Origin of the sequence: Halosolutus gelatinilyticus, from assembly GCF_023028105.1 — an archaeon.
GTDB classification, from domain to species: domain Archaea; phylum Halobacteriota; class Halobacteria; order Halobacteriales; family Natrialbaceae; genus Halosolutus; species Halosolutus gelatinilyticus.
Map to the genome: position 1 here is coordinate 3,093,221 of NZ_CP095491.1, position 22,610 is coordinate 3,115,830.

A 22,610-nucleotide genomic window follows, 5' to 3' on the forward strand; every position below is an offset into this window, starting at 1 on the left:
CATACACGGAGGAATTCATGACGATGAAAGTCGACATCCGAAAACTGAGCTTCATCAACGAAATGGCAAAGGTCGGTACGAACGGCGTCGCCGACAACATGAGTAAGCTGACGGGCGAGAACGCCCAGATGGAAGTAACGAAGACGAACTTCGTCGACGTCGACGATATCGAAACACAGCTCGAACCCGGCAAACGCGTCGGCGTGCGCGTCCGCCTGCTCGACCCGCCGCACGGACACATCCTGATCCTGTTTCCGGAGGCGAGCGCGAAGAAGATCACCGCGATCATGCTTCGCGACGTCGTCGACGACATGTCCGACGTCTCCGGCAAGATGGCCAGAAGCGCCGTCGAGGAGATGGGGAACATGATGGCCAGCGGTTTCATCGACGGCTGGGCGGACGTCCTCGGTCGGGCGATCGACATCGCGGCTCCGCAACTGGTCTACGCGCCGGCGGGGGACATCGTCGTTCGCACGGCCGGGCTGGGCGGCGACGACCTCGCGTTGTTCTTCGACTCCGACCTGACCGTGCCCAGCTACCAGATCGAAGCGGAAATCTACGCGTTCCCGGACTTAGCGGAGTTCGTCGAAATGGTCAACGCGATCGAAGTGCAACCCGCATGAAACTCGACGTCAACGCACTCGGAACGTTCTACCGAATGGCCCGCGAGGGCGCCGGGTTAGCCGCCGGACGGCTGACACACATGACCGACGTCGAAACACGGGTCGGCGTGACGAAGCTGAACTTCATGCGCGGCCGAGAGATCGAACGCGACTTCGACGACGGCGCCGACAAGGTCGGCGTACGCGTCAAACTCACCGGCGCGATCGAGGGGTACTCGGTGATCGTCTTCGAGCGCGAGAACGCACTCCGCATGGTCGAGACGCTCCTCGAGGAGTCCGCGGACGAGTTCGACGAGATGACGAAAAGCGCGGCGACCGAAGTCGGCCACATCATGAACAGCGGCTTCATCGACGGCTGGGCGGACGTCTTAGAAACCGTGATCGACGTCTCGACGCCCGAGTTCGTCGAAGGGCAAACGGCCGAGCCGTACTTCGGCACCATCGACGAGGCGCCGGGCGAGAACGACCTGGCGCTGCTCTTCCAGAGCCAGATCGAGACGGTCGGCACCGAAGTCGGGTTCAGTCACTACCTGTTTCCGAAACAGGGGTCGATGTCCCGGCTCTTAGAGCAGTTGCGGACGAGCGACGGAATCGATTACGACAAACTCGACGGCTTCGATCGGATGGCAGAACGCGGCGCCGAGGAAGTGGCCAAGACGGCGACCACCCTGACCGGCATCGAGACCAGCGTCGAGATCCGTCGACTGAACTTCCTTTCCCTCGAGGCAATACCCGAACAGATCGCAGACGAGACGCTCGTCGGCGTCGCCTTCGAGTTTGACGGGGTGCCGAGTGGCTATCTCGTCTTCCTGTTCGACGAGGAATCCGCCCACGAGATCGTCGAGGCGATGGTCCCGACGAGCGTCGACGAGGAGGGATTCGGACAGATGGGAACCAGCGCCATCAAGGAACTGGGGAACATCATGGCCAGCGGCTTCCTCGACGGCTGGGCGAACGTCCTGGATACGACGATCGACCACTCGACTCCGGAGTTCATCCACGACATCGGCGCCGCGGCGGTCGATCCCGTGATCATCCAACTCGGGGAGAACCAGGACTTCGCGTTCGTCTTCGACACAGTCGTCGTGGCGGACGGGCGCGAGTTCGACTGCGAGGTGTACGCGATTCCCGACGAAGACGACCTCGAGCGGGCGCTGAACAACTTGGACGTCGATCGGATCGAAGACGCGCCGACGACGGCGGAGTTCCAGGAAGTCGATAACGCATGAAGACGTACGGAACAGAACCGGGCGCGCCGACGCCGGTCCAGGTTGGCATCTCCGAACTGGCGGTCAGCGAAGGCGACGACACGCTGAAGTCGTACGGACTCGGCTCCTGTCTCGCGATCGCGCTGTACGATCCGGAAACCGAAATCGGCGGACTCGCACACACGATGCTGCCCGACGGCGACGCCGCGGAGAACAGCGACGTCAAGCCCGGAAAGTACGCCGATACCGCGATTCGAGCGCTCCTTCGACGAATGGTCGAACAGGGCGCCAACTACACGACCGTCGAAGCGAAGATCGCCGGCGGCAGCGACATGTTCGAGTTCGAGAGCTTCGGCGACGGCGTCGGCCAGCGGAACATCGTCGCCGCGAAGGAGGAACTCGAGAAGCTGGGCGTCCCGCTCGTCGCCGAAGACGTCGGCGGCGAACACGGCCGCACCGTCGAGTTCACGCCCGGGACCGGCGACCTCGTGGTGAAATCGTCGGCCGAGGGCGTCAACGGAGTGACCGAGCTGTGAGCGACGGACGCGAAGTGGCCTTCACCGCCCTCTTGGAGTTCGTCGAAGACGAGCTGTCGTTCGCGACGAGCCACTACAACGACAGCTATCTCGATCGCCGCATCTCCTCGCGAATGCGACGAACCCAGTCGGCCACGTACGAGGAGTACTTCGACCGGCTGCGAACCGAGCCGGACGAGCAGGAGGCGTTGCTCGATTCGCTGAGCATCAACGTGACCGGCTTCTTTCGGAATCCGGACGTCTGGGCCGGCATCCGCGAGGTGCTCCGTCGACTCTCGGCGGCCGACGGCGCCGTTCGCGTCTGGAGCGCGGCCTGCGCGGACGGGCGCGAACCGTACTCGTTGTCGCTGCTCGCCCACGCCGACCCTCGAATCGACGAGTCCGCGGTTCACGTGCTCGGGACGGACATCAGCGAACCCGCTCTCGAGACGGCTCGATCGGGCGTCTACTGCGACTCGCGAACCGTCGATCTGTCGGCGCAACTCGAGTTCCTCGACGACTACGAGGCGTACGTCGACGTCGACGGCCGCCGGTACGAAATCGGCGACGAGGTGAAGCGAAACGTCAGGTTCGAACGGCACGATCTGATCAACGACGAATCCAAGACGGGGTTCGACCTCGTCATCTGTCGCAACCTGTTCATATACATCGATAACGAGTACAAGCAGCCGATGCTTCGGACGATCTCGCGATCGCTCCGCCGGGACGGCTACCTCGTCATCGGGAAAGCCGAAACCATCCCGCCGAACCTCAAATCGGCGTTTTCCGTCAGAAACGCTCGGCTCCGGATCTACCAGCGAGATCCGGCGAACGCGGATACCGATCCGAACGCCGGCCGTACGGATACCCGATCCCGCCTCTGATTCTGCGTCGATCGCATCGCGTCGACGAGCGGCGTCGGCTCGTGATAGACAACCGGACGTTACATCACGCTGCCCGGAGTAGCTCGGTCCGATGAGCGATCTCGATCTCCGCCCGTTCGCGTCCCGGTTCCGGGCGCTGGTCGACTCCTCGCCGCCCGAAACCCTCGCGGAGACGCGCGCCTGGGTCGTCGGCCCGCTTCTCGACTCGCTCGGCTGGAACGGGGACGCCGAATCGTGCCGAACGGACGTCACCGTCGACGAGACGGCGTTCGAATACGCGTGTCTCGTCGAGTCGGTTCCCGCCCTGTTCGTCGCCGTCGAACCGTTCCCGGCACCGCTCGATCGAGACCGCGCGTCGGAAATCTATCGAACGATGGTGTGGACGGGCGTCGATCGAGCGATCTACACCAACGGCCGGCAGGCGCTCTTGTTCGCCGGCACGAGCGACGTCGATCACGTCGAGTGTCGGATGGCAGAGATCGTCGATTACGAATCGGCGTTCGACCACTTCACCAGGGACGCCCTCGAGCGCCGCCTCGAACGGCACGAGCGCGATCACGTCGCCCGCCAACTCGCCCTCGAACGCGCCACCCTCGCCGACGCTATCGTCGACAGGCTCACCGACGCGACCGACGGGACGTACGAGCGGGAGTTCGCCGCCGCAACCGATCGCTTTCTCGACGGCCTCGTCACGTCGTTCGCGGACGACGTCCCGCTCCCGCCGGCCGCCGAAACGGACGGCCCCGACGACGGGGTCGCGATACGATTCTCCGATCCGACGGTCTCGATGACGGACGCGGCGGACGCGACGGACCGACCGCCGGAGGCCGCTGACGACGCCACCGACGCCTCCGGTTCCCCCGACGACACCGACGGCACGACGGCGGACGGCCCCGATCGATCGGTCCGACCCGCTTCGAACTCGGCCACGGACGAGGACGGCGGCGCGGAGCGAACGACCACGCCGAACGCCGACGCGGGGACGACCGACGAAACCGAGGCGAACGCGGCACCCGATGGAGACGGGGATGACATCACCGGTGAGTACGTGGTCCGCTTTTTCGCCGAGCGCGGCTCGATCGGGGCGATCGGTCACTCGACGTCGACGAACGCGCTCGTCCACGCCGCGGAGTACTGCCTCGATCGGGGACTGGCCGGCGTTTCCGTCCCGTGGAGCCCGTCCGATGGCGACGAGACCGTCCTGAACGACGAGCCGGTTCACGCCGACGGGACGCCGATGACCGCCGCCGAACGGCTCTCGAACGGCCTGTATCTCAACACCGGCGGCACCGTCGCCGATCGAGCGGCGCGAGTCGAGGATCTGGCAAATCGATCGGGCTTGCGAGCGATGGTGACTGGGGACTGGGACACCGATCAGGACTGATCGCGGGACGGAATCGGGAAAAGACGCCTATCGAACGTCCCGTTCGTGTTCAGTAGTCGACTTTCGCGGTAACGAGCTGTAATTCCAGTCGGTCTACGCCTTTGCAGACGTATTCGCCACTCCCAGCATCGCTCCAGCCGTTTCGCCTGAGCGCGTGCCCCCACCCGACTCCGTACGGCTTGTCGTCCACGACGGTTATCGTCACCTTTCTCGTCGGCGGTGACGACTCGATTTCGGACATATTCGTCTGCCGTTCGCGGCCGACCTCCGAAATGGTCAGTCCGACGCCGTCGGAACTCTGTACCGAACGTTCGTCGTCGTGCTCGAGTTTCACGATCGAGATGACGACGGTATCGCCCGAGCAGCGGATCGGTGGCTGTTTGATGACCGCACTCCCCTCCCCGTTTCCGCGAAACACGCCGCCGCCCTCGTAGGCGATGGTATCCGAGCCGGACTCGTAGACCAGCGATCCGAGTTCGATCTCTTTCGAATCCGTTTTACTGGTGTTTATTTCGATCGTGGTGCTTTCGCCGCCGGTTCTAATCGTCCCGCCGCGAAGCGTGAGCTCGCCGTACCGCTGATCGACGCCGTCGTAGCGGGCGACGTCGTTGAAGTTGTCCGCGAGGGAGTCCATCGCGCGTTCGGCGTTGGTGAGCTGTTCGTTCTCCTGGTAATCGGACATCGCCTGGAATCCGGTCATGTACAAAAGCCCAACCGATCCCAGGATCGTTGCGAAGACGAGAATGAACCCGAGTACCTCGGTAACGCCGCGATCATCAGTAGTATCCGATTCGCCTCTCGTCCGGAGCGCTTCACGTGGTCTTCTCATTGATACCCACTCCTGATCGTGATGTGGTCCTGGTCGCTGTCGTACCTGATTTCGATCAGGCCTCCGTCGGCCGAACTCTCGTGATCGACGTCCGTATCGACCTTCAGCGGAACGTAGACGACGACGTCCGACCCGGACGACGTCAACCGCAGACAGTCGGTCTCGTCGGTGAGCAACGGCCCCTCGTCGCAGTGGGTCGACTCGAGTAACGTCACTCGATACCCCGATCCCGCGACCCGACGCGGATGCTCGGCGGTGAGGGTCACGTCGTCGCTGCTTCCCACCGCAATCTGGTCTCCGGCCGCGATCTCGCCGGCGATTCGTTCCCCGATCGTCTCCAGGGAGCTCTCGGCGCTTCGATCGGTCTGCGAATCCAGCATCGTCCCCGCGGAGACCAGGAGCATCGAGATGAGAATCGTCGTGATGCCGATCGTCAGCACGTGCGTAACGGTGATCGACAGCGCCCGATCGTCGCGTGTGATGGGACCCGGACCGATCATGATCCATCACCGTAGACGTCGAACTCGTGGGTTTTCTGGTAGGAGAGGTCGTTCGAATCGCGTTCGATCTCGATTTCGACCGTCCAGGCGCCGGCGTGTTGCTCGCTCACCGTCGGCATCGCCGAGAGATCGACGGTGTCAGTCCCTTTCGCGACGAGGCTATAGCGTCCGTCTACCCCGCCTAAACGTTCGGTGACGGTGATCGTATCGTACGTCGCCTCGTAGTCGATAAGATCGAGTCCGCAGTCCCCGTCGGTCGAGGCGTTGACGTCACCGGTAACGAGGTCGATCCGGACTTCGTCACCGTGGATCTGACAGCTGTTCAGACCGGTAACGTTGAAGGTCCCGCCGTCGTCCCGGATCGTGACGGAGTCGCTTTCCGTATCGATGGTGACCTCGCCGCCACCGCCCTGGCTCAGTTCGAGCGCGAAGTGGCCCACCCGCTCGGATCCGACCAACTCGACGTTCGACCCGCCTATCTCGGCGTCGGTAATGGCGCTGGCGTCCTCACGCACGGTCGCCCCGCCTACCGTCGTCACCACCGGTCGATTGTTCGCGGTCGCGTTCAGGTACTGCTCGGCGAATCCGCCGTCGTCTTCGATGACGTCTTCGAGTTCGTTCTCGTACCCGGAGCGATCGTCCGCTTCCCAGGCGAGGTTTCCGTAGCGTGCGATTCCGCCGATACCGCCCTCGATCTCGGCCTCGATCGTAGTGTCGTCCGACGCGCCCTGGTTCGTCGCCGTCGAGGAGAGCGTTTCGGTGTAGAGCACGCCGTTGAAGACGACGACGACGCCGAGGATGATGAACGCGAGCGTGATCGCACCGATGAGGATGAGCTGTCCGCGGTCGTGACCGTCCGTCCGATCGTCGTTCCGATCCGGCATTACCATAGTATCACCCGCACTTCGACGAGATTGTAGACGCCGCTGTCGCCGCTCGATCGCTGCGAAATCGGGTACTCGGTGGTCTCCGCGAGCGTCGGTTTGGCACCTGACTCATTCGGCCTCGTGAGGAGGTCGTCCTCGTACAGCGTCACCACGTGACTCGCGGTGAACGCGTCCGACGGCGGCGATCCCTGGTACACCATGTAGGTGCTCTCGAACCCGTCGACGCTGTCGTTGTAGGAGACGAGTTCGACGTTGTAGCTCCAGCCGTCGTTGGTGTACCGATCGTGCAGGATCGCGCCGAGCCTGGACTGATTCGCGAACTCGGACGCCGTGTATGTCTTCTCGTCCTGTCCGCTGGCGGGTTCGGTTGCGTTGTAGAACGCCCCGTCCGATTCGTTCCAGTTTCGGATCGTCTCCGATAAGTTTCCGTCCTGGCTGGAGACGGTGAGCGCGTCCTGGGATTCCTGTTGCAGCTGCGCCTTGACGGTCCGATCGGCCAGACCGCCGGTCGTCGGCGTGATCACGACCGCCTGCAGGGCGAAGAGGACCGCCAGCAGAAGGATCATCGCGCCGATGAACCCCTCGAGCGTGTACGCCTGTGCCCGTTCCGTTTGCACTGTCCTGTCGAGCATGGTCTCACCAGACCCTCACGATGAGCCGACAGGCCGGCTCGCAATCGATCGAGTCGTCGACGGTGACGATGCGAGCGGAACTGGCCGCCGATTGGTTCCCGTACGTGTGCCCGCCGTTCCAGTTGGATCCGACTGGGGTGCCGTCGAGTCGTTCGACCGTGACGTTGACCCTGTCGAAGACGGCATCGACGTCACCGCTCGCATCTTTGCTCGCCCGGAGGCCGAGCGTCGCGACCAGCTCCTCGGAGTCTCCCGTGTAGTTGCCCTTGAAGGTGGTCGCGTTGAGCTCGTTGGGCCGCTCGGTGCTCGCGTTCTCGACGATCCGGTCCGCGATCCGATCGGCCTGCGCCGTTTCGGCGCCGCTGATCGACGACTCGTGGGGCGCCGACAGCGACGGGACGTACATGAAGACGAACGCGACCGTCAGGATGAAGATCCCGATCCCGACCGCGAAGTCCTGCGTGGTCTGGCCCCGATCCGAGCGAGGGACCGAACCGGTCTTCGCCCCTCCGGTCCCGGATCGGGATCCCGAGCGGTATCTGCGCGTCATGTTAGGCCACCACTGCCCAGCCCACGAGTGCGATCGTCGCGAGGATGATCACGTACTTGAGTCCGCTCAGCAGGTCCGCGTCCCGGATGTAGCCGCTGATGAACCCGGAAATGATCGCCTGCAGCGTCACGGCGTGAAAGAACAACACCGACAGCAGGTCGATCTGGACGTTCTCGCTCAAGTTCGCCTGGGCGAGTTCCCCGCCGGCACCGCCGGTGTCGACGTCCGAACCGCTGGTCTCGAGGCCCGCCATCGTGTCGATGAACTGCGTCTTGAGGATCGCGATCACCGCGAGCACCGTCATGAACGTCATGATGATGATCACGACCTGCATCCGGGTTCGCGACTTGCGCTCGCGCTCGATGTCGTCGTGGTTCTCGCTGGCGCGAGCGGCCGTCCGGAGCACGTCCGAAATCTGGTTCGACGCCTCCTGTGCCTCCGTGATCAGGCGCGTCGTTCGGGCGAGTCGTGGAATGTGGTACTTGTTGTTGAACTCGATGAGCGCCTCCTTCAGGCTCATCCCGTAGTTGACCTTCGTGTGCATCATCTCGAACTCGCGGGCCAGCTTCCCGCTCGTCGTGTCCGAGACCGACTTGAGCGACTCGAGCAGCGTGAGCCCGGTGTCGTTCGCGCTCGAGAGCTTCCGCAGGTCCTCCGAGAGCTTGTTGACGACGGTGTTCCGGTGGCGAACGTTCCACTCCCGGAAAATCGACAGCGGAATCGCGACGACGTACAGCGGGAGGTACAGGTAGACGAACGTCCCCCAGACGGGGTTGGCCAGCAGCCCGTCCCAGGACGTCGGCGCCGAGCTGGACACCATCGCCGTCACGACGACCACCGTCGCGATCGGGACCGTCAGAAACAGCGTGTACAGCGGATCGTCCCGGAAGAAGATGTGCGGCCGCGTCAGGACGGTCATCGTCTCGTGGGTCCCCTCGCGGTTTTTGATCCGATCGAAGACGCTGTGCTCGCCGGTGAACTGCTCGACGAGCCCGAGGTTGAGCAGCCCGCGCTCTTGCTCGCTCCGGACGCGGCGATCGCCCCCGCCCAGGCTCAGGTAGCCGTCGCCGGGTTCGTCGTGTTTGACCGTCGAAACGAGGACGATAAAGCCGACTCCGGTCAGCGGAATCAGCCCGTAGACGGTCAGGTAGAGCATCTCGTTCGTCACGCTCGCTTGCGGCATCATCTGCATGATGACCATGATGATGATCAACAGCAGCGGGAACAGCGACAGTGTCATGTACATCTCGCCGAACAGCTCGAGCGTCTCGAGGGTGAGCTCCTGTTCCTGTTTGGCGGTCCGCATGTGCTTTTCTTTCTTGTCCTCGAGGAAGCTCTCCATGTCGCCGCCGCTGTTGACGATCGAGAGCATGTCGGTCAGGAACTGCGAGAGTTCGTCGCTCGGCGTCTCCAGTGCCTGCTTTCGGATCGCCGTCCGGTAGTCGACGTCGAAGTACTCCGTCTCCTTGACGATGCTCTGGAACTCCTTTGCGACCTCGCCGTAGGTGTCATCGGCCTGTGCCATCGCCTCGATGATCTCGAGTTGGTTCAACCCGCCGACGGACAGCGCGTACATGAACGAGACCGAGTCGGTCAGGAGCATATTGATCTCGCGCTTGCGCGTCGACGCCCGCGAGTAGGGGATCGCCGCCAGCGAGCCGAACCCGAGCGCGAATCCGATCGTCCCGAACAGGATTCCCGTCCCGATCACCAGCGCGGGAACCCGAAGGGTGTCGATCAGATGGAGGAGTTGCTCGTTGCCGATCGGAATGCCGAGGAGTGCGTCGACGCGGACGAGGCCGGTGGCGAACAGCCCGTACCCGAGCATCAACCCGAGCAGCCAGAGCCCGAGGCCGGCGATGAAGCCGACGCCGAGCGCCCGGGAGAGGTAGAGCTCGACCGTGTCGGTCATCCGCGCCTGTGCGAGTTTTTTCTCGACGTCGGCGACGAACTCGCTCTCCTCGCCGAACAGGCGAACGTACAGCGGATAGAACCGCTCGCCGAACGCGTCGGAACTCGTCGAGACGTCACTGGAGCCGCCGCTCGTGTCCGTTCGCAGGCTCATGTGTCGCTCTCCTCGTCGCTCTCACCGAAGATTCCGCCGTCGGCCTCCTCGTCGGTTTTGAAGATCGAATTGTCGTCGGTGTCGTCGGCCGCATCGAACAGCGATCCGTCGTCGTCGGCCGCGTCGTCCTCGTCGTCGCTGAAGATCGAACTCGATTCGTCGCCGAATATCGAGCCGTCCCCGCCGTCGTCGGCGCGGTCCGCCGCCACCGACTCGTCGGGAGTCGCAGCCTCGTCTCGACTGTCGTCGGCATCCGCAGTCCCGATCGGCTCGTCCGTCGACCCCGGCGGGTCGTCCGCCTCGACCGGGGGCGATCGATCGCCGTCGAGCTCGCTGCCTTCCGCGTCGTCCTCGGCAGCCGATTCTTCGCCGAGTTCGATCGTCGGCGGCGTCGGCTCGTCCTCGTCGACTGGTTCCTCGCTGCGATCGTCCGCCAGCTCCGAAGCATCGAACCGCACGGTGACGTCGGTCGACTCCCCGCTGGTTTCGTCCGGGTTCAACTGATCGCTGAAGTCGTCCGTTTCCCGTTCGTCTCCGTCCGGATCGAAGATGGAGTCGAGGTCGTCGTCGGGGAACAGCGAGTCGAACGCGGACGTATCGCGCGCCGGTGCTCCCTCGGTCGCTTCGGCCGGCGGCGTACCGACTGCCTCGTCGAGTTCGTCCAGGGTTTCACCCATGTCGTCGAACAATCCGCCGAGATCGCCATCGTCGGCGTCGTCGGACGGGAGAACCCCCGACTCGCTCTCGGCGCTGGCGGTTCCGGTTTCGGGGTCGGGTGCGAGGGCCCCGCTCCCGTCACCTGGTTCGGCGTTCGCGCCGGACGCGCGTCCGGGGAGCGCCGGCGTCTCGTTTTGCGCGCCGCTCGGGCCCGCGTTCGCGGCTGGTGCCGTCGCGTTCGCACCGATCGCGTCGGACTCGGCTTCGGCCGTCGCCCCGTCGTCCCCGTCTCCGTCGAGGTCGAACCCGCTGTCGTCGCTGAGCCACGCGGGATCCTCCGACTCGGCGTCGGCTCCGGCGCCGAACGCGATCGACCCGTCGCCGAGTTCCCACTCGTCTTCCTCGATGCTACTATCGACGGCCCCCGCGAAGTCGAAGTCGTCCGACTCCGCACGGCCGACGCCGATCGGGTCCACGTCTTCGAGGTCGCTCAGGGCGCTCGCGAGTCCGCTCGGGGTTTTGCCGCGGTACTCCTCGAACAGCGACTCCTCGGCCCGTTCGAGGATGTCCATCGAGAGGTTGTACGTCTCTGTCGTCGATCCCGGTCGCGGGACGAGTTCCTCCTTCTCCGGATCGACGTCGATCAGCACGCTCTCCATCTCCCGGAGGTCCTCGAGACTGTCCTCGAGCTTGCCGTTCGCGATCAGCGTGAGGATCGTGTCGGGATCGTTGATGAACGCCTGGACCGTCGCGGCGACCTCCGCGTACGTGTTCAGTTCGTTCTTGATGAGGTACGCGATGATCACCTGTCGCTTGAACAGTTCCTCCTCGAGTTTCTCCGAATTCCAGCCCCGATCGAACTGGATCTCCTCTAAGGTGTTCGAGTCCCCCATCTTGAGGTACTCGTCGGTCTCGGCCTGCCACTGGTAAACGTCCTGGACGTTGATCTCGTCGTGTTCGGCCTCGTAGTGGTTGATCTCCGTCAGGGACTTGTTCCGGCGGACCTTCGATCCCTGGACCCGAGTCTGGGTCTGGATCGACACCAGATCCAGCGCGGTGAACATCGTCTTCGAGACGTTGATCGGGTCGGTCGTGAACCGCTTCAACACCTCGTCGACGGAGTCCGCGTGGAACGTGGTGTAGGTCGTGTGGCCGGTCGACATGACCTGGAACAGTGTCCGTCCTTCCTCGCCGCGGATCTCGCCCATCACGATGTAGTCGGGACGCTGACGGAGCGCGGCTTCCAGCAGGTCGAACTCGTCGACGTCGCCCTGCTCGTCGTCGGCGAACGACGGCCGGGTGACGCTCGCGATCCAGTTGCGCTGGGGTAGTTCGACCTCGCGGGTGTCCTCGATCGAGACGATCTTCGCGTTGCTCGGAATGAACAGCGAGACGGCGTTCAGCGACGTCGTCTTCCCGGACGCGGTACCGCCGGCGAAGATCAGGCTCTTGTGGTTCTCGATGCAAAGCCAGAGGAACGCCATCTCGTCTAAGCTGAACGTGTTCCAGTTGATGAGGTCGACCGGCGTGAACGGGACGTCCTTGAACTGCCGGATCGTGTAGTTGGTCCCGTGGTCGGACACTTCTTGCCCGAGCGTCAACTGGGCGCGGGAGCCGTCGGGGAGCGTCGCGTCGACCTGCGGGAGCCGCTTGCTGATACCCTTCCCCGATCGCTGGGCGAGTTTGACGACGAAGTCGTCGAGCTCCTCTTTGCCGTGGTAGATGTTGGAGATGATCTGCTCGTACTCCGAGTGATAGACGAAGACCGGCGAGTTGTAGCCGTCACAGGAGATGTCCTCGACGTTGATGTCGTGTTTGATGCCGTCGATCCGCTCGTAGCCGATGAAATCGCGCTTCAGCAGGTACAGCAGTTTTTCGACCTGGTACTCGTTCAGCGTATCCGGGTCGTCCTCGAGGATCGCCGGTTCCGGTCGAACCTCGATCCCCTGGAGTTGTTTCGGTCCTTCGATCCCGTCGGTCTCGTCGTCCTCGTCGTCGAGGAGGTTCCGGACCGTCTCCAACAGCCCCATCGTCGTCGTCCCGTCCGACGATCGTTCGAAGAGATCGTACCGCTTTAACAGCCGCTGGGTCTCTTCCTCGATGACCTCGCGTCGGCCGTCCTCGCTCGCTTTCTCTTTGATTCCCTCGTCGGAGTATTTGATCGCCGTCCTGAGTTTGCCGGAGAGGAACTCCTGAAGTTCCTCTTCGATCTCGTTGCAGTACGGCTCGATCACGGAGTACTTCTTCTCGTTTTCCTTCTCGGAGTGGAAGATGACCACGCAGGCGTAGGGTTTGTTCACCCAGTAGCGCTCGACCTCCTGGAAGTGGGTCTTCTTCTCCATCGGGACGGCCTTCTCGAGGTCGTAGCGATTGGTGACGGTGGTGTTGCCGTCCGCCGTCGAGAAGAACTCGTCCTCGTCGAAGTCATCCTGGACGTTGACCGTCCGCTCCTCGACGATGTCGTCGAGTTCCATCGCGATGTCGTCGCCGATCGAAAGCCGGCTCTCGAGCGTGTCAGGGTCGAATCCGAGGGCGTCTTCCTCGTCGTGACGGATGATATCGCCGTCGCCATCGCGGGGTCGACTGCCGTCGTCCTCGTAGTAGTACTCCCACTTGTAGTGCTCCCACGTGTAGACGTCCTTGACGACCGGCGTCGTCTCGGGGTCGACGTAGTCCAAAAAGACGTCCCAAAGCGCCTCGGCGTTCGGTTTCGCGGGGTCCGCGACGATCGATTCGAGGATGTCCGGGTGGAATCCCAGGTACGATGCGGGGTCGAACTCGACCCGCTCCCAGTCCGCGCCGCGCGGAATCGCCGGTTCGGCCGCCCCGGCGGTATCGAGACCGAGTTGATCCTCGGCCCCGGGTGAATCGTCGGGGTAGAGCTTCGATACTTCGTCCCCGTGCCCGTGTTCTGCCATGAAATCCGCCCACGTGTAGTCGCCGACACGGACGCTCGAATCCGAGTCTGACTCGTGGAATCGTTTGTCCTCCGACGCAGAATCGGACGCCTCGCCGTCAGAAAAGTGCCCGGCATCCGACTGGTCGGCCTCGTCAATAGCCATTGGAACCACCCTATCACTCACCCTTCAAAAAATTCATGCACACATTACCACTTCTGATAATTTCAGCGGGTGGAGGCCGTAACATCTACTTCTGGAGTCACACGCCAGGATGTTTCAGTTCCATCATATGATCGGAGAAACGAATGCCCGAAGAGTAAGTTCTGTATCATAACACCTCGTATGGTATCGTCAATCGAGGTCCGCCGATCGGAAAGGTCGACAAGAACGGCCCTCGTGAGGGACGACACGTGGCAGTTCATGAGTGAACTCTTCGACCTCTCCGGACGAGTCGCACTGGTAACCGGCGGCGGCCGCGGCATCGGTCGCGCGATCGCCGTCGAACTCGCGACCGCGGGTGCGGCGGTCGTTCCCGCAGCCCGATCGACCGACGAGATCGAGACGGTCGCCGAGACGATCGACGACGACGGCGGCGACGCGCTGGCCGTCCCCGCGGACGTAACCGATCCGGACGACGTGACGAACGCGATCGCCGCGGCGGAGGACGCCTTCGGCCCCGTCGACGTGGTCGTCAACAACGCCGGCTTCAATCCCGACGACGCGCTCGGCCGCCCGGAGGACGTCCCCGCGGAGAGCTTCGATCGGGTACTCGGCGTGAATCTCGACGGCGCCTACGAGGTGACGACCGCGGCCGCCGACTCGCTGCTCGAGAGCGACGGCGGATCGGTGATCAACGTCGCCAGCGTCGGCGGCCTGGTCGGCCTCCCGCGCCAGCACCCGTATGTCGCGTCGAAACACGGCCTGGTCGGCCTCACGAAGAGCGTCGCGCTCGACTGGGCGCCCGACGTGCGGGTCAACGCGATCGCTCCCGGCTACGTCTCGACGGAACTGACCGAGGACCTCGAAGCGAACGAAGAACTCCGGCGGTCGATCCTCGATCGCACGCCGCTCGGTCGGTTCGCCGATCCGGAAGAGATCGCCGGGCCGGCGGTCTTCCTCGCGAGCGACGCCGCGAGCTACGTCACCGGCGCGGTGCTCGCCGCCGACGGCGGCTGGACGGCGCGGTGATCGTTCACGGTCCCGTTGGTAGAGTCGGCTAGAAAACCGGTCGGGAACGCGCCGTCGATTCGCACCGCCGGAGCGAACGCAACGGCGGAATTCGAGACCGAGATCGCGCGGTTATCCGCCGTCTGCCCCGTCGACGAGGCTCGTCGCCGTCGCCTTCGAGTTGGCGCCGCGGAACCACCTCGCCGAAGGCGACCACCTCGTAGATCGTCGACGCCGCCCGGAACCGGGCTCGTCCGAGCGTCCCTCGTCGAGCCGATCGGTCTCCAGCCAATCTGATCGCGCCAGATTTCCAGCCGTCAATATGATTCTCATGGTGCTGTTCTCGTAAGCTAAATTGGCCAAAATAATTACCGAAGGTAGAATATTTGGCGTTTTGCTTACCACATCGAACGGCAGATATACCTGTTGAGAGTGCGAACGAAGAGCGAACATGCGATACGATGACTCGGATCAGGCTCGGGAACTCGCCCAGCGCGCACACGATCTGATGGAGGAGGTGGTGCTTCCGATCGAACGCGAACGCGCCGGCGGCACGGCCGTCTCGAACGGTACGGTGGCGGAGCTTCGCGAAGCGGCGCGCGAGTACGGCGTCTACGCGCCCCAGATTTCCGAACCGCACGGCGGCATGGGGATCGACTTCCGAGACGCGCTGCCCGTCTTCGAGGAGGCCGGACGCAGCGTTCTCGGCGCGATCGCGATGCGCGTCGACGCGCCGGACGAGGGGAACATGCACCTCCTCGAGCTCGCGGGCGACGAGACGCAAAAGGAGCAGTACCTCGAACCGCTCGTCGCGGGCGACATCAAATCGGGATTCTCGATGACCGAACCCATGCAGGGCGCCGGATCGGACCCGAAGATGATTCGGACCACCGCCGAGAAGGACGGCGACGAGTGGGTCATCGACGGCCACAAGTGGTGGACCACCCAGGGCGTCGAGGCCGACGTCCTGTTCGTCCTCGCCCGGACCGACGAGGACGCCCACCCCTACCAGGGCTGTTCGATCTTCGTCGTCCCCGCCGACGCCGACGGCGTCGAGATCGTCCGGAACGTTCCCCACATGGGCGGCGGCGCTCGCAGCGAGTCCCACGCCGAAATCGTCTACGACGGCGTCCGCGTCCCCGAGGAACACCTGCTCGGCGAACTGAACGAGGGCTTCACCCACGCACAGGAGCGACTCGGCCCCGCTCGACTCACCCACTGCATGCGGTTCTCGGGGATGGCCCAGCGATCGCTCGACATCGCGAAAGCCTACACGAGTGAGCGCGAGGGGTTCGGCTCGACGCTGTCGGACAAGCAGGCGCTACGCCACCGGATCGCCGACGCGGAGACGCGACTGCACGTCGCCCGGACGGCGATCCGCGACGCGGCCGATCGGATCAGCGCCGGCGATCAGGCCCGGGTTCCCGTCTCCATGTGCAAGGTATTCACCGCGAACGTCGCGCAGGACGCGATCGACCTCGCCGTCCAGTGTTGCGGCGCCAACGGCATCGGGAAGGATCTGCCGCTGTCCGACTTCTACGAATCCGTCCGCCAGTTCCGCATCGTCGACGGCGCCGACGAGGTCCACCGGCGCGTCATCGCGCGAAACGCCTTCGAGGACGTCGACGAGGCCGAACTCGAACCCGTCACCCGGTTCGGCGAACCGAGCAAGCCGCTCGACGGCTGAGCGACGGATCCGACGGCGGCGACAGCCCCATCACTCGCGATATCGGTACTGATCCGCGAGTTCCGCGGGCGTAGCGATCGAGAGGTCGCCGGCGGATTCCCGGTCGACGAGGGCGTCGACGATCTCCGAGAGGTCGCTGGCGGATTCGTCGTCGAGTCGGTGGAAGACGAACGACGTGATACCGCCGAGCTCGGCCGTTAGGTCCATCAGCGCGCTCGCGTCGTCGGCGTTCGGACCGATGACCCGCGGAACCAGGGACGGGTTAGTGACGTATCCGTGAACGGCGCCTCGTCCCCCGAACGCGAGGTCGTGATGCGTCTCCGCCAGCGCCAGAACGGACTCGTCGTACCGCCCCGTCGGATACGAGAGGAACCGGGCGCCGTCGCCGTATCCGTTCGTCTCGAGCCACCGGCCGGCGCCGACGACGTCCGCCGTCGGATCGCTCACGTTCGTGAGCGCGAGCCCGCGGGCCGAGTGACTGGCGATCGTCCAGCCGGCGTTCGCGAGCGTCTCGACCTGCCCGACCGTCAATCGATCGCCCTCGTGTGCGGGGTCCCCGCGAAGCCGATCGGGCGTGACGAACGTCGTCGCCGGGACGCCGGCCTCCTCGAGGATCGGCAGCGCGCGCGTGTAGTCCGTCTCGTAGCCGCCGTCGAACTGGAGCAACACGACGCCCGCGTCGGGTCGGGGAACGAAGTGCAGGTCGTCGACCCAGACGTCGGCCGCCGACTCGTCGCCCGCCGGTCGACTCAGTTCGATCCGGGAAATCGCCGTTAGATCCGGCTCCCCGGCGACGTACGAGACGCCGAAATTGTGGCGCATGATGGGGAGGCCGCCCTCGACCCGCGTCCGGTACCTGACGAAATCCCCGTCGCCGTCGTAGACCTCCACGCGAAGGGGCGATGCCTCGTCCGCGGCCACCGCTAGTCCGGGGACGTGTCCGGACAGGTCCAGCGATCGATCGGGCGCGGTGACGATGCCGACCCGGTCGTCGGCGTCGGTCGCCTCGAGCCGCGCCGATTGCGAGCCCGTATACGCCCGGTTCTCGTCCGCCTCGAGCGACCCCGCGGCGACCAGCCAGTCGTCGAGCTCGTCGAAGTCGTCGTACGTGCCGGCCTCGACGGCGACGGATTCCGCCGCTCCCTCGCCGAACTCGCTCGTCCCGTCGTCCGATTCGGTTCCCTCCGGGTCGGTACCGTAGTCCATACAGCCGCCGAGCGAGAGCGTCACCGTCGCGAGATACGTCCGCCGATTCATCACCCTCGATACGATGGATACGAACGACGCGGAAAGTAATGCGTCGGCTACGCGATCGATCCGGTACCGGCGGCCGTCGGACGGATCGGCAGCGCTCGCGAAGCGGCTGACGGCGTCGCGAGCGCGACGAGAGTGATCGCCGAGCACGACCGGACGGTGCGATCGTGTCCGGCGTTGCTCGCAGGCGTCGTTGCTCTTCCGTGCGATCTCGGGCGTGGCGGGATTCGAACCGTGAGCGGACGTGCTCGCTTCGCTGCTCCCTGATTTGAATCCCTGGGCCGTTTTCACTGCTCGCGCTGTCGCTCGCAGGAAAACGGGCGTGACGGGATTCGAACCCGCGATCAGAAGGTTAGGAACCTCCTGCCCTCTCCGCTAGGCCACACGCCCCGGCGAAAACGTCAGTTGGATCCGGTTTCCGATTCGGTTTCTGATTCGATCTCCGATTCGGTCTCCTCGCGGGTGACCGGTTCGGTGTCGACGAAGTCGTCCTCTTCGTCCTCCTCCTCGAAGCCCTGGTCGCGCATCTCTTCGAGTTCCGTTTCGACCTTTTCACGCCCCTTCTGGAATTCGCCCATCGCCTCGCCGGTCGAGCGGGCCAGCTTCGGGATCTTGTTCGCCCCGAACAGCAAGATGGCGATGAAAAGGATGATCAAGAGTTCCGGACCCCCGGGTGCGCCGGGGATGAACAGCGGTGCGATTTCGGCTACCATCTCTATGCGTGGCTTACCGGCTGGCAATTATAACCTTTTTGGACCGCTCAGCTAGGAACGTCCCAGCTACGTCCCGTTTCCGCGATCGACGCGGAACGCGGCGGGTTGGACGTCGATCAGCGACCGAACGGAAGTGGTGCGGTCACTTGGGATCGAAATCGTCGCGAAAGGCGTCGCGGTACTCGGCGAATCGTTCGTAACCGGTCAGATGGTACAGATCGTCTAGTTGAATAATATGGGTGTGATGATATGACTCGTCCTGAACCTCGTGTTTCAGGCAATACAGGCTCACATCTCCCGGAACGCGGAAGTCATCGATAGTTTTAGATATCGTATCCATTGCTGCGAGAGTGTGATTTTTGACGGTCTCTCGGTCGGTAACGCGCCAGTATTCGTACAATCCCCAGACGGCGAACAGTTTGCCGTTCAGCGTGTGTGCAGGGGGGTGAATCGGATACTCTTCGATCCAATACTGGCCGTCCTCGATCGTCACGACCCAAGGATCATCTGTATCGCTTGGGCGCGGGGTCGCGAGCGTCGTCCAGATTCGATCGGCGATTCCGTAATAGTACTGGTCGTCGGTCAGATGTGCAAGCCGGGCGAAGGCGCTGAGGGCGATACCCTGGCCCATCCCGCTGTACCACGGGGCAGTGAGAAGCTCGTCTTCGTCGCCGTGTAGAGGGAAGTCGAAATCGTATGGAAAATACAGACCGTTCTGGGGGCCGGTCGCCGCGGTGTCGACGAATCGCTCGGCGTAGCGACGACTTGCCTCCGCGTAGACGCTGGAGTCGGATTCGCTATGACGGATGCACTGGGCGAGATCGATCAGCGTTCGTGCTGATTTCGTCGCGTGGACTGATTCGGCATCGTCCTCACCGTGCGTCTTTAAATCGAGAGTCAGCGCCGTCTCGGGATCAAAACGGACTGCGTTAGTCGTCCGTTGGGGCCACGCGTTATAGTCGAATTCGTTGAGTGTGAGGTTCGTTTCTATTTGCGTTGCCCTCGGCGTCGCACACCCGCCTACGGCTACTGCAAACGGAGCAGTCAAGGACCGCAGGACCGAACGGCGGTCTATCATGTTTCTGGCGTACTATGTAGACCGGGTTAAAGAGTTGTACCCCTGAGATCTGATTTCACGGAATCGTGAATTTTGTTGCTAACTCGGATCGGGAACGGTCGAACCCATCAACAGTTGGTGTGGATTCTAGACTCAATGACTGTCCGAGAGCTAGTCCGGAAATATAACTGCCGGTGTCTTTCTGAAATCGGTGCAGCGACGCCCCGTTTCGGTTGGCGACGTGGAACCGGATCGGAGATCGCCCCAAACGTCGGGGGTTGTAGTTTGGGATACCAAGAGCGGAGATGGGTTGCAGCGGTCCGTCGCAACTGCCACCACGCGGAAGTCCGTGGCGTCGATGCACCATCATCTAGCTATTCCTGACGTATAGTACGCTGAAGCAAGCCCATATAACAGATGCGCATTATGACGGAGAGATCCGAAACCCTGCCAGTCTGGGTGCGGCCGTGGTTCTAAATTTGAGTGATCGTGTTGTTCGACGATTTCGAGAGATTGCTTTCGAAGATCACTTTGCGGAAAATACCTCCAGAGAGCATATACGTAGTAACTTATTCCTAACCTATGGGGAAAATAATCTTTTTGGACCACTCAGCTAGAAACGTCCCCGACGCAGCGCCTTCATGGACGTTATCGAACCGGAACGGTCCTTCGACGGAACCCCGCCGGAGTCGACGTCGGTTCCGACGAGATCGAAGCAGGTCGTCGCACGACGACCCGCCGACCGGTCAGATCCATCGGTCGCGATCGCTGGCGCTCGTCTCGCGACAGGCATAACACAGCCCAAGTCGTCGATCCGTCGCCGATCGTTTCTTGTGGTTACAGCGGGCCGCCGGGCTCTCGACGTCACGGTCGTGCTCGCAGTCAGAATCGCCGTCGACCGGCCGGCGGTGGCTTCCGTTCGTTCCCATCCCCTGCCGTAGGATCTCGGCGCGTACCCTTGAGCTTCTGCCCTGAAATCGTCGGTACGACTCCGTTCTCGATCGCCACCCCGCGGATCCCTGCGATTTCGTTCTGGAGGTCACTTCCCCATGCTCCCCCGCGAACACCCGATTTCCGTTCCGCGAACGAAACTGTCTTTCCGTCTTACTCGCAAGTGGACTACGATGGCAACGACCGGAGACGCCACACCGGACTTCACGGCACCGCTCGCAAACGGCGACATCGAATCGTTCACCCTCTCTGAGCGCCTGGCCGACGAGGCACCGATCGTCCTCGCGTTCTTTCCCGGGTCGTTCACCAGCGTCTGCACCGAGGAGATGTGTACGTTCCAGGACCGCCTCGCGGCGTTCGAGGACGTCGACGCCACGGTCTACGGCGTCAGCCGCGACTCCCCGTTCACGCTGAACGAGTTCCGCGAGCAGAACGACCTCGAGTTCGGCCTCATCAGCGACCTCAACAAGGAGCTCATCGAGGACTACGACGTCGAGATGGACTTCGCCGACCTCGGCGTCTACGGCGTCGCTAAACGCTCCGTCTTCGTCGTCGACGGCGACGGTCAGATCGCCTACGCGTGGGTCAGCGACGATCCTGGGGTCGAACCGGAGTACGACGAGGTCGAGGACGCCGTCGCCGACGCCGCCTAATCTACCACCGTCGCAGCGCTTTTTTAGTCCGCACCCGAGGTTCGTGTATGAGCGATTCTGTCGACGACGAGAGTGCCGGCCGCGTCTACGATCCCAACGCGGAGCACGATTTCCCCGACGAAAAACTCAATCGCGTCCTCGAATTCGTCGATACCGACGAGGAGATTCAGACCTACCTCGAAGCGCAAAACGTCAACGCCGTCGATCGGATGCGCTACAACGACCACGGCGTGAAACACATCGAGATCGTCCGCAACCGCGCGCTCTGTCTGTACGAACTCCTGAAGGCCGGCGACGTGGACTTCAACGGGGCCCGCCAGCAGGGTCTCGACGAGGAGGACGAGTCCGTCATCATCGCCCTGGCCGCGGCGCTGCACGACATCGGCCACGTCGTCCACCGCGACGAACACGTCTACTACTCGATCCCGCTCGCGGCGGACGTCCTCGATCGCATCCTCCCCGAGTTCTACGACCTCGCCGAGCAAGTCCGCGTCAAGGCCGAGGTGCTTCACGCGATCCTCTGTCACCACAAGGCCGAGACGCCGCTGACGACCGAGGCGGGCGTCATCCGCGTCGCCGACGCCCTCGACATGGAGCGCGGCCGATCGCGGATCCCCTACGAGTACGGCGGTCGCGGCATCAACACCCTCTCGAGCCAGGCGATCAGTAGCGTGTCGCTGCAGGAGGGCGACAGCCGGCCCGTGATGGTCGAGATCGCGATGACCAACGCGGCGGGCGTCTACCAGGTCGACAACCTGCTCAAGGCCAAACTCCGGGGCTCGGGGCTCGAAGACGAGATCCGGATCGTCGCGGTCAACACGAACGAAAACCACGACCAACTCGTCGAGCGGATCGAACTGTAGGTCGCGTCTCCCGGGCACCGGCCGGTCGCAGCGCCAACGGAACGCCCCCGGCGCTGGGTCGGACGACGGCACCGATCAGGTGATTTCGAATCCCCGATTGGTCCGCTCTAAGTGTCCCTCGCCGCGGAGCGTTCCGGTGATCGAGAGCACCGTCCCCCGGCTGAGTCCGAGCGCCGATCGGAGCTCGTCGACCGTCGTGGCGCCGTGTAGCGCGACGTACAGGTAGACGAGCTTCGCACGCGCGGAATCGAGATCGTCGGGAACCGAGACGTCCTCCCCCCGTGACGGTGACGCGCCCATGTGCGGTGGATTCACGTGTGCGCTGTTAGTCTTTCTGCCCGTCTCCGACGATTGTCGATCGAGCGTCGGTCCATCCCCGACGGGACAGGCGCGATGCTTTTGTAGTCGCCGCGAAAAATCAGCAGGAAGAACCGATGTCAACACACATTACCGTCCTCGCACTCGTGACCGGACTGCTAACCGGGGCGCTGTTTCGCTTTCTCAACGTTCCGATCCCCGCACCGCCGGAACTCCCCGGCGTGATGGGAATCGTCGGAATCTTCGTCGGCTACAAGCTGATCGACTACTTCGGCGTCGGTGTGGACCTCCTCGAAGCCCTCGGCAGTTGATC

The 22,610-nt window shown here is 63.5% G+C and carries 21 protein-coding genes and 1 tRNA gene; 10 read left to right on the plus strand and 12 right to left on the minus strand.

Features of this window, described 5'->3' with window-relative positions; translation table 11 throughout:
- The first annotated feature begins 17 nt into the window (after positions 1 to 17).
- The 5 genes from MUH00_RS15185 (at position 18) to MUH00_RS15205 (ending at position 4,614) form a co-directional block, all read left to right on the plus strand.
- Positions 18 to 623, plus strand: a complete 606-nt coding sequence (locus MUH00_RS15185; RefSeq protein ID WP_246999978.1) for a chemotaxis protein CheC — start codon at positions 18 to 20, stop codon at positions 621 to 623.
- Positions 620 to 1,852 carry a chemotaxis protein CheC gene (locus tag MUH00_RS15190; RefSeq protein ID WP_246999979.1) on the plus strand — a complete coding sequence of 411 codons (1,233 nt, stop codon included), beginning with the start codon at positions 620 to 622 and terminating at the stop codon, positions 1,850 to 1,852. The genes MUH00_RS15185 and MUH00_RS15190 overlap by 4 nt, the downstream gene beginning before the upstream one ends.
- On the plus strand, positions 1,849 to 2,367 hold the full coding sequence (locus MUH00_RS15195) for a chemotaxis protein CheD (protein ID WP_246999981.1): 519 nt from the start codon (positions 1,849 to 1,851) through the stop codon (positions 2,365 to 2,367). The genes MUH00_RS15190 and MUH00_RS15195 overlap by 4 nt, the downstream gene beginning before the upstream one ends.
- Positions 2,364 to 3,230, plus strand: a complete 867-nt coding sequence (locus tag MUH00_RS15200) for a CheR family methyltransferase (protein ID WP_246999983.1) — start codon at positions 2,364 to 2,366, stop codon at positions 3,228 to 3,230. Before MUH00_RS15195 ends, MUH00_RS15200 begins: the two co-directional genes overlap by 4 nt.
- A gap of 91 nt (positions 3,231 to 3,321) precedes the next feature.
- Positions 3,322 to 4,614 (plus strand): hypothetical protein, encoded by a 1,293-nt coding sequence (locus tag MUH00_RS15205; protein WP_246999985.1) that lies wholly within the window; start codon positions 3,322 to 3,324, stop codon positions 4,612 to 4,614.
- Between the two features lie 49 nt (positions 4,615 to 4,663).
- Here the strand turns inward: MUH00_RS15205 and MUH00_RS15210 are convergent, their stop codons facing one another.
- The 7 genes from MUH00_RS15210 to MUH00_RS15240 are packed head-to-tail and all read right to left on the minus strand — an operon-like array spanning position 4,664 to position 13,796.
- Positions 4,664 to 5,443, minus strand: a complete 780-nt coding sequence (locus tag MUH00_RS15210; RefSeq protein WP_246999987.1) for a DUF7289 family protein — start codon at positions 5,441 to 5,443, stop codon at positions 4,664 to 4,666.
- A complete protein-coding gene (locus tag MUH00_RS15215; RefSeq protein WP_246999989.1) occupies positions 5,440 to 5,943 on the minus strand; it encodes a DUF7266 family protein in 504 nt (167 codons plus the stop codon). Before MUH00_RS15215 ends, MUH00_RS15210 begins: the two co-directional genes overlap by 4 nt.
- Positions 5,940 to 6,833 carry a hypothetical protein gene (locus MUH00_RS15220; protein WP_246999991.1) on the minus strand — a complete coding sequence of 298 codons (894 nt, stop codon included), beginning with the start codon at positions 6,831 to 6,833 and terminating at the stop codon, positions 5,940 to 5,942. Before MUH00_RS15220 ends, MUH00_RS15215 begins: the two co-directional genes overlap by 4 nt.
- Positions 6,827 to 7,462, minus strand: a complete 636-nt coding sequence (locus MUH00_RS15225; RefSeq protein ID WP_246999993.1) for a DUF7288 family protein — start codon at positions 7,460 to 7,462, stop codon at positions 6,827 to 6,829. Before MUH00_RS15225 ends, MUH00_RS15220 begins: the two co-directional genes overlap by 7 nt.
- Positions 7,463 to 7,466: 4 nt before the next feature.
- Positions 7,467 to 8,012: a DUF7287 family protein gene (locus MUH00_RS15230; protein ID WP_246999994.1), complete on the minus strand. Its 546-nt coding sequence runs from the start codon at positions 8,010 to 8,012 to the stop codon at positions 7,467 to 7,469.
- Position 8,013: 1 nt separating this feature from the next.
- Positions 8,014 to 10,077 carry a type II secretion system F family protein gene (locus tag MUH00_RS15235; protein ID WP_246999996.1) on the minus strand — a complete coding sequence of 688 codons (2,064 nt, stop codon included), beginning with the start codon at positions 10,075 to 10,077 and terminating at the stop codon, positions 8,014 to 8,016.
- Positions 10,074 to 13,796: an ATPase, T2SS/T4P/T4SS family gene (locus MUH00_RS15240; protein ID WP_246999997.1), complete on the minus strand. Its 3,723-nt coding sequence runs from the start codon at positions 13,794 to 13,796 to the stop codon at positions 10,074 to 10,076. The genes MUH00_RS15235 and MUH00_RS15240 overlap by 4 nt, the downstream gene beginning before the upstream one ends.
- A 258-nt stretch (positions 13,797 to 14,054) precedes the next feature.
- Here MUH00_RS15240 and MUH00_RS15245 point away from each other — a divergent pair, with 258 nt between their 5' ends.
- On the plus strand, positions 14,055 to 14,822 hold the full coding sequence (locus MUH00_RS15245; protein WP_246999999.1) for an SDR family NAD(P)-dependent oxidoreductase: 768 nt from the start codon (positions 14,055 to 14,057) through the stop codon (positions 14,820 to 14,822).
- A 430-nt stretch (positions 14,823 to 15,252) separates the two neighbouring features.
- Positions 15,253 to 16,488, plus strand: a complete 1,236-nt coding sequence (locus MUH00_RS15250; protein WP_247000000.1) for an acyl-CoA dehydrogenase family protein — start codon at positions 15,253 to 15,255, stop codon at positions 16,486 to 16,488.
- Between the two features lie 30 nt (positions 16,489 to 16,518).
- Here the strand turns inward: MUH00_RS15250 and MUH00_RS15255 are convergent, their stop codons facing one another.
- The 4 genes from MUH00_RS15255 to MUH00_RS15270 form a co-directional block, all read right to left on the minus strand.
- Positions 16,519 to 17,745, minus strand: coding sequence for a polysaccharide deacetylase family protein (locus MUH00_RS15255; protein WP_247000003.1), 1,227 nt, complete (start codon positions 17,743 to 17,745; stop codon positions 16,519 to 16,521).
- 314 nt (positions 17,746 to 18,059) lie between these two features.
- Positions 18,060 to 18,132, minus strand: a tRNA-Arg gene (locus MUH00_RS15260).
- An 11-nt stretch (positions 18,133 to 18,143) separates the two neighbouring features.
- Entirely contained in the window at positions 18,144 to 18,455 is a 312-nt protein-coding gene (tatA, locus tag MUH00_RS15265; protein WP_247000004.1) for a twin-arginine translocase TatA/TatE family subunit, read from the minus strand.
- 142 nt (positions 18,456 to 18,597) lie between these two features.
- Positions 18,598 to 19,533, minus strand: coding sequence for a D-glucuronyl C5-epimerase family protein (locus tag MUH00_RS15270; protein WP_247000007.1), 936 nt, complete (start codon positions 19,531 to 19,533; stop codon positions 18,598 to 18,600).
- 1,103 nt (positions 19,534 to 20,636) lie between these two features.
- Between MUH00_RS15270 and MUH00_RS15275 the strand changes: the two genes are divergently transcribed.
- On the plus strand, positions 20,637 to 21,116 hold the full coding sequence (locus tag MUH00_RS15275; protein WP_247000009.1) for a redoxin domain-containing protein: 480 nt from the start codon (positions 20,637 to 20,639) through the stop codon (positions 21,114 to 21,116).
- A 47-nt stretch (positions 21,117 to 21,163) separates the two neighbouring features.
- The gene (locus MUH00_RS15280) at positions 21,164 to 21,979 is read left to right on the plus strand and encodes an HD domain-containing protein (RefSeq protein ID WP_247000011.1); all 816 of its coding nucleotides are present in this window, start codon (positions 21,164 to 21,166) and stop codon (positions 21,977 to 21,979) included.
- 75 nt (positions 21,980 to 22,054) lie between these two features.
- Here MUH00_RS15280 and MUH00_RS15285 read toward each other — a convergent pair whose 3' ends face one another.
- The gene (locus MUH00_RS15285) at positions 22,055 to 22,279 is read right to left on the minus strand and encodes a MarR family transcriptional regulator (RefSeq protein WP_247000012.1); all 225 of its coding nucleotides are present in this window, start codon (positions 22,277 to 22,279) and stop codon (positions 22,055 to 22,057) included.
- A gap of 134 nt (positions 22,280 to 22,413) precedes the next feature.
- Here MUH00_RS15285 and MUH00_RS15290 point away from each other — a divergent pair, with 134 nt between their 5' ends.
- Positions 22,414 to 22,608, plus strand: a complete 195-nt coding sequence (locus MUH00_RS15290; RefSeq protein WP_247000014.1) for a XapX domain-containing protein — start codon at positions 22,414 to 22,416, stop codon at positions 22,606 to 22,608.
- Positions 22,609 to 22,610 lie beyond the last annotated feature (2 nt).

Excerpts from the sequence above, each read along its gene's own strand:
- MUH00_RS15185 (WP_246999978.1), top strand. The coding sequence starts at position 18 with ATGACGATGAAAGTCGACATCCGAAAACTGAGCTTCATCAACGAAATG.
- MUH00_RS15190 (WP_246999979.1), top strand. The coding sequence starts at position 620 with ATGAAACTCGACGTCAACGCACTCGGAACGTTCTACCGAATGGCCCGC.
- MUH00_RS15195 (WP_246999981.1), top strand. The coding sequence starts at position 1,849 with ATGAAGACGTACGGAACAGAACCGGGCGCGCCGACGCCGGTCCAGGTT.
- MUH00_RS15205 (WP_246999985.1), top strand. The coding sequence starts at position 3,322 with ATGAGCGATCTCGATCTCCGCCCGTTCGCGTCCCGGTTCCGGGCGCTG.
- MUH00_RS15210 (WP_246999987.1), bottom strand. The coding sequence starts at position 5,443 with ATGAGAAGACCACGTGAAGCGCTCCGGACGAGAGGCGAATCGGATACT.
- MUH00_RS15215 (WP_246999989.1), bottom strand. The coding sequence starts at position 5,943 with ATGATCGGTCCGGGTCCCATCACACGCGACGATCGGGCGCTGTCGATC.
- MUH00_RS15220 (WP_246999991.1), bottom strand. The coding sequence starts at position 6,833 with ATGGTAATGCCGGATCGGAACGACGATCGGACGGACGGTCACGACCGC.
- MUH00_RS15225 (WP_246999993.1), bottom strand. The coding sequence starts at position 7,462 with ATGCTCGACAGGACAGTGCAAACGGAACGGGCACAGGCGTACACGCTC.
- MUH00_RS15230 (WP_246999994.1), bottom strand. The coding sequence starts at position 8,012 with ATGACGCGCAGATACCGCTCGGGATCCCGATCCGGGACCGGAGGGGCG.
- MUH00_RS15235 (WP_246999996.1), bottom strand. The coding sequence starts at position 10,077 with ATGAGCCTGCGAACGGACACGAGCGGCGGCTCCAGTGACGTCTCGACG.
- MUH00_RS15240 (WP_246999997.1), bottom strand. The coding sequence starts at position 13,796 with ATGGCTATTGACGAGGCCGACCAGTCGGATGCCGGGCACTTTTCTGAC.
- MUH00_RS15245 (WP_246999999.1), top strand. The coding sequence starts at position 14,055 with ATGAGTGAACTCTTCGACCTCTCCGGACGAGTCGCACTGGTAACCGGC.
- MUH00_RS15250 (WP_247000000.1), top strand. The coding sequence starts at position 15,253 with ATGCGATACGATGACTCGGATCAGGCTCGGGAACTCGCCCAGCGCGCA.
- MUH00_RS15255 (WP_247000003.1), bottom strand. The coding sequence starts at position 17,745 with ATGAATCGGCGGACGTATCTCGCGACGGTGACGCTCTCGCTCGGCGGC.
- tatA (WP_247000004.1), bottom strand. The coding sequence starts at position 18,455 with ATGGTAGCCGAAATCGCACCGCTGTTCATCCCCGGCGCACCCGGGGGT.
- MUH00_RS15270 (WP_247000007.1), bottom strand. The coding sequence starts at position 19,533 with ATGATAGACCGCCGTTCGGTCCTGCGGTCCTTGACTGCTCCGTTTGCA.
- MUH00_RS15275 (WP_247000009.1), top strand. The coding sequence starts at position 20,637 with ATGGCAACGACCGGAGACGCCACACCGGACTTCACGGCACCGCTCGCA.
- MUH00_RS15280 (WP_247000011.1), top strand. The coding sequence starts at position 21,164 with ATGAGCGATTCTGTCGACGACGAGAGTGCCGGCCGCGTCTACGATCCC.
- MUH00_RS15285 (WP_247000012.1), bottom strand. The coding sequence starts at position 22,279 with ATGGGCGCGTCACCGTCACGGGGGGAGGACGTCTCGGTTCCCGACGAT.
- MUH00_RS15290 (WP_247000014.1), top strand. The coding sequence starts at position 22,414 with ATGTCAACACACATTACCGTCCTCGCACTCGTGACCGGACTGCTAACC.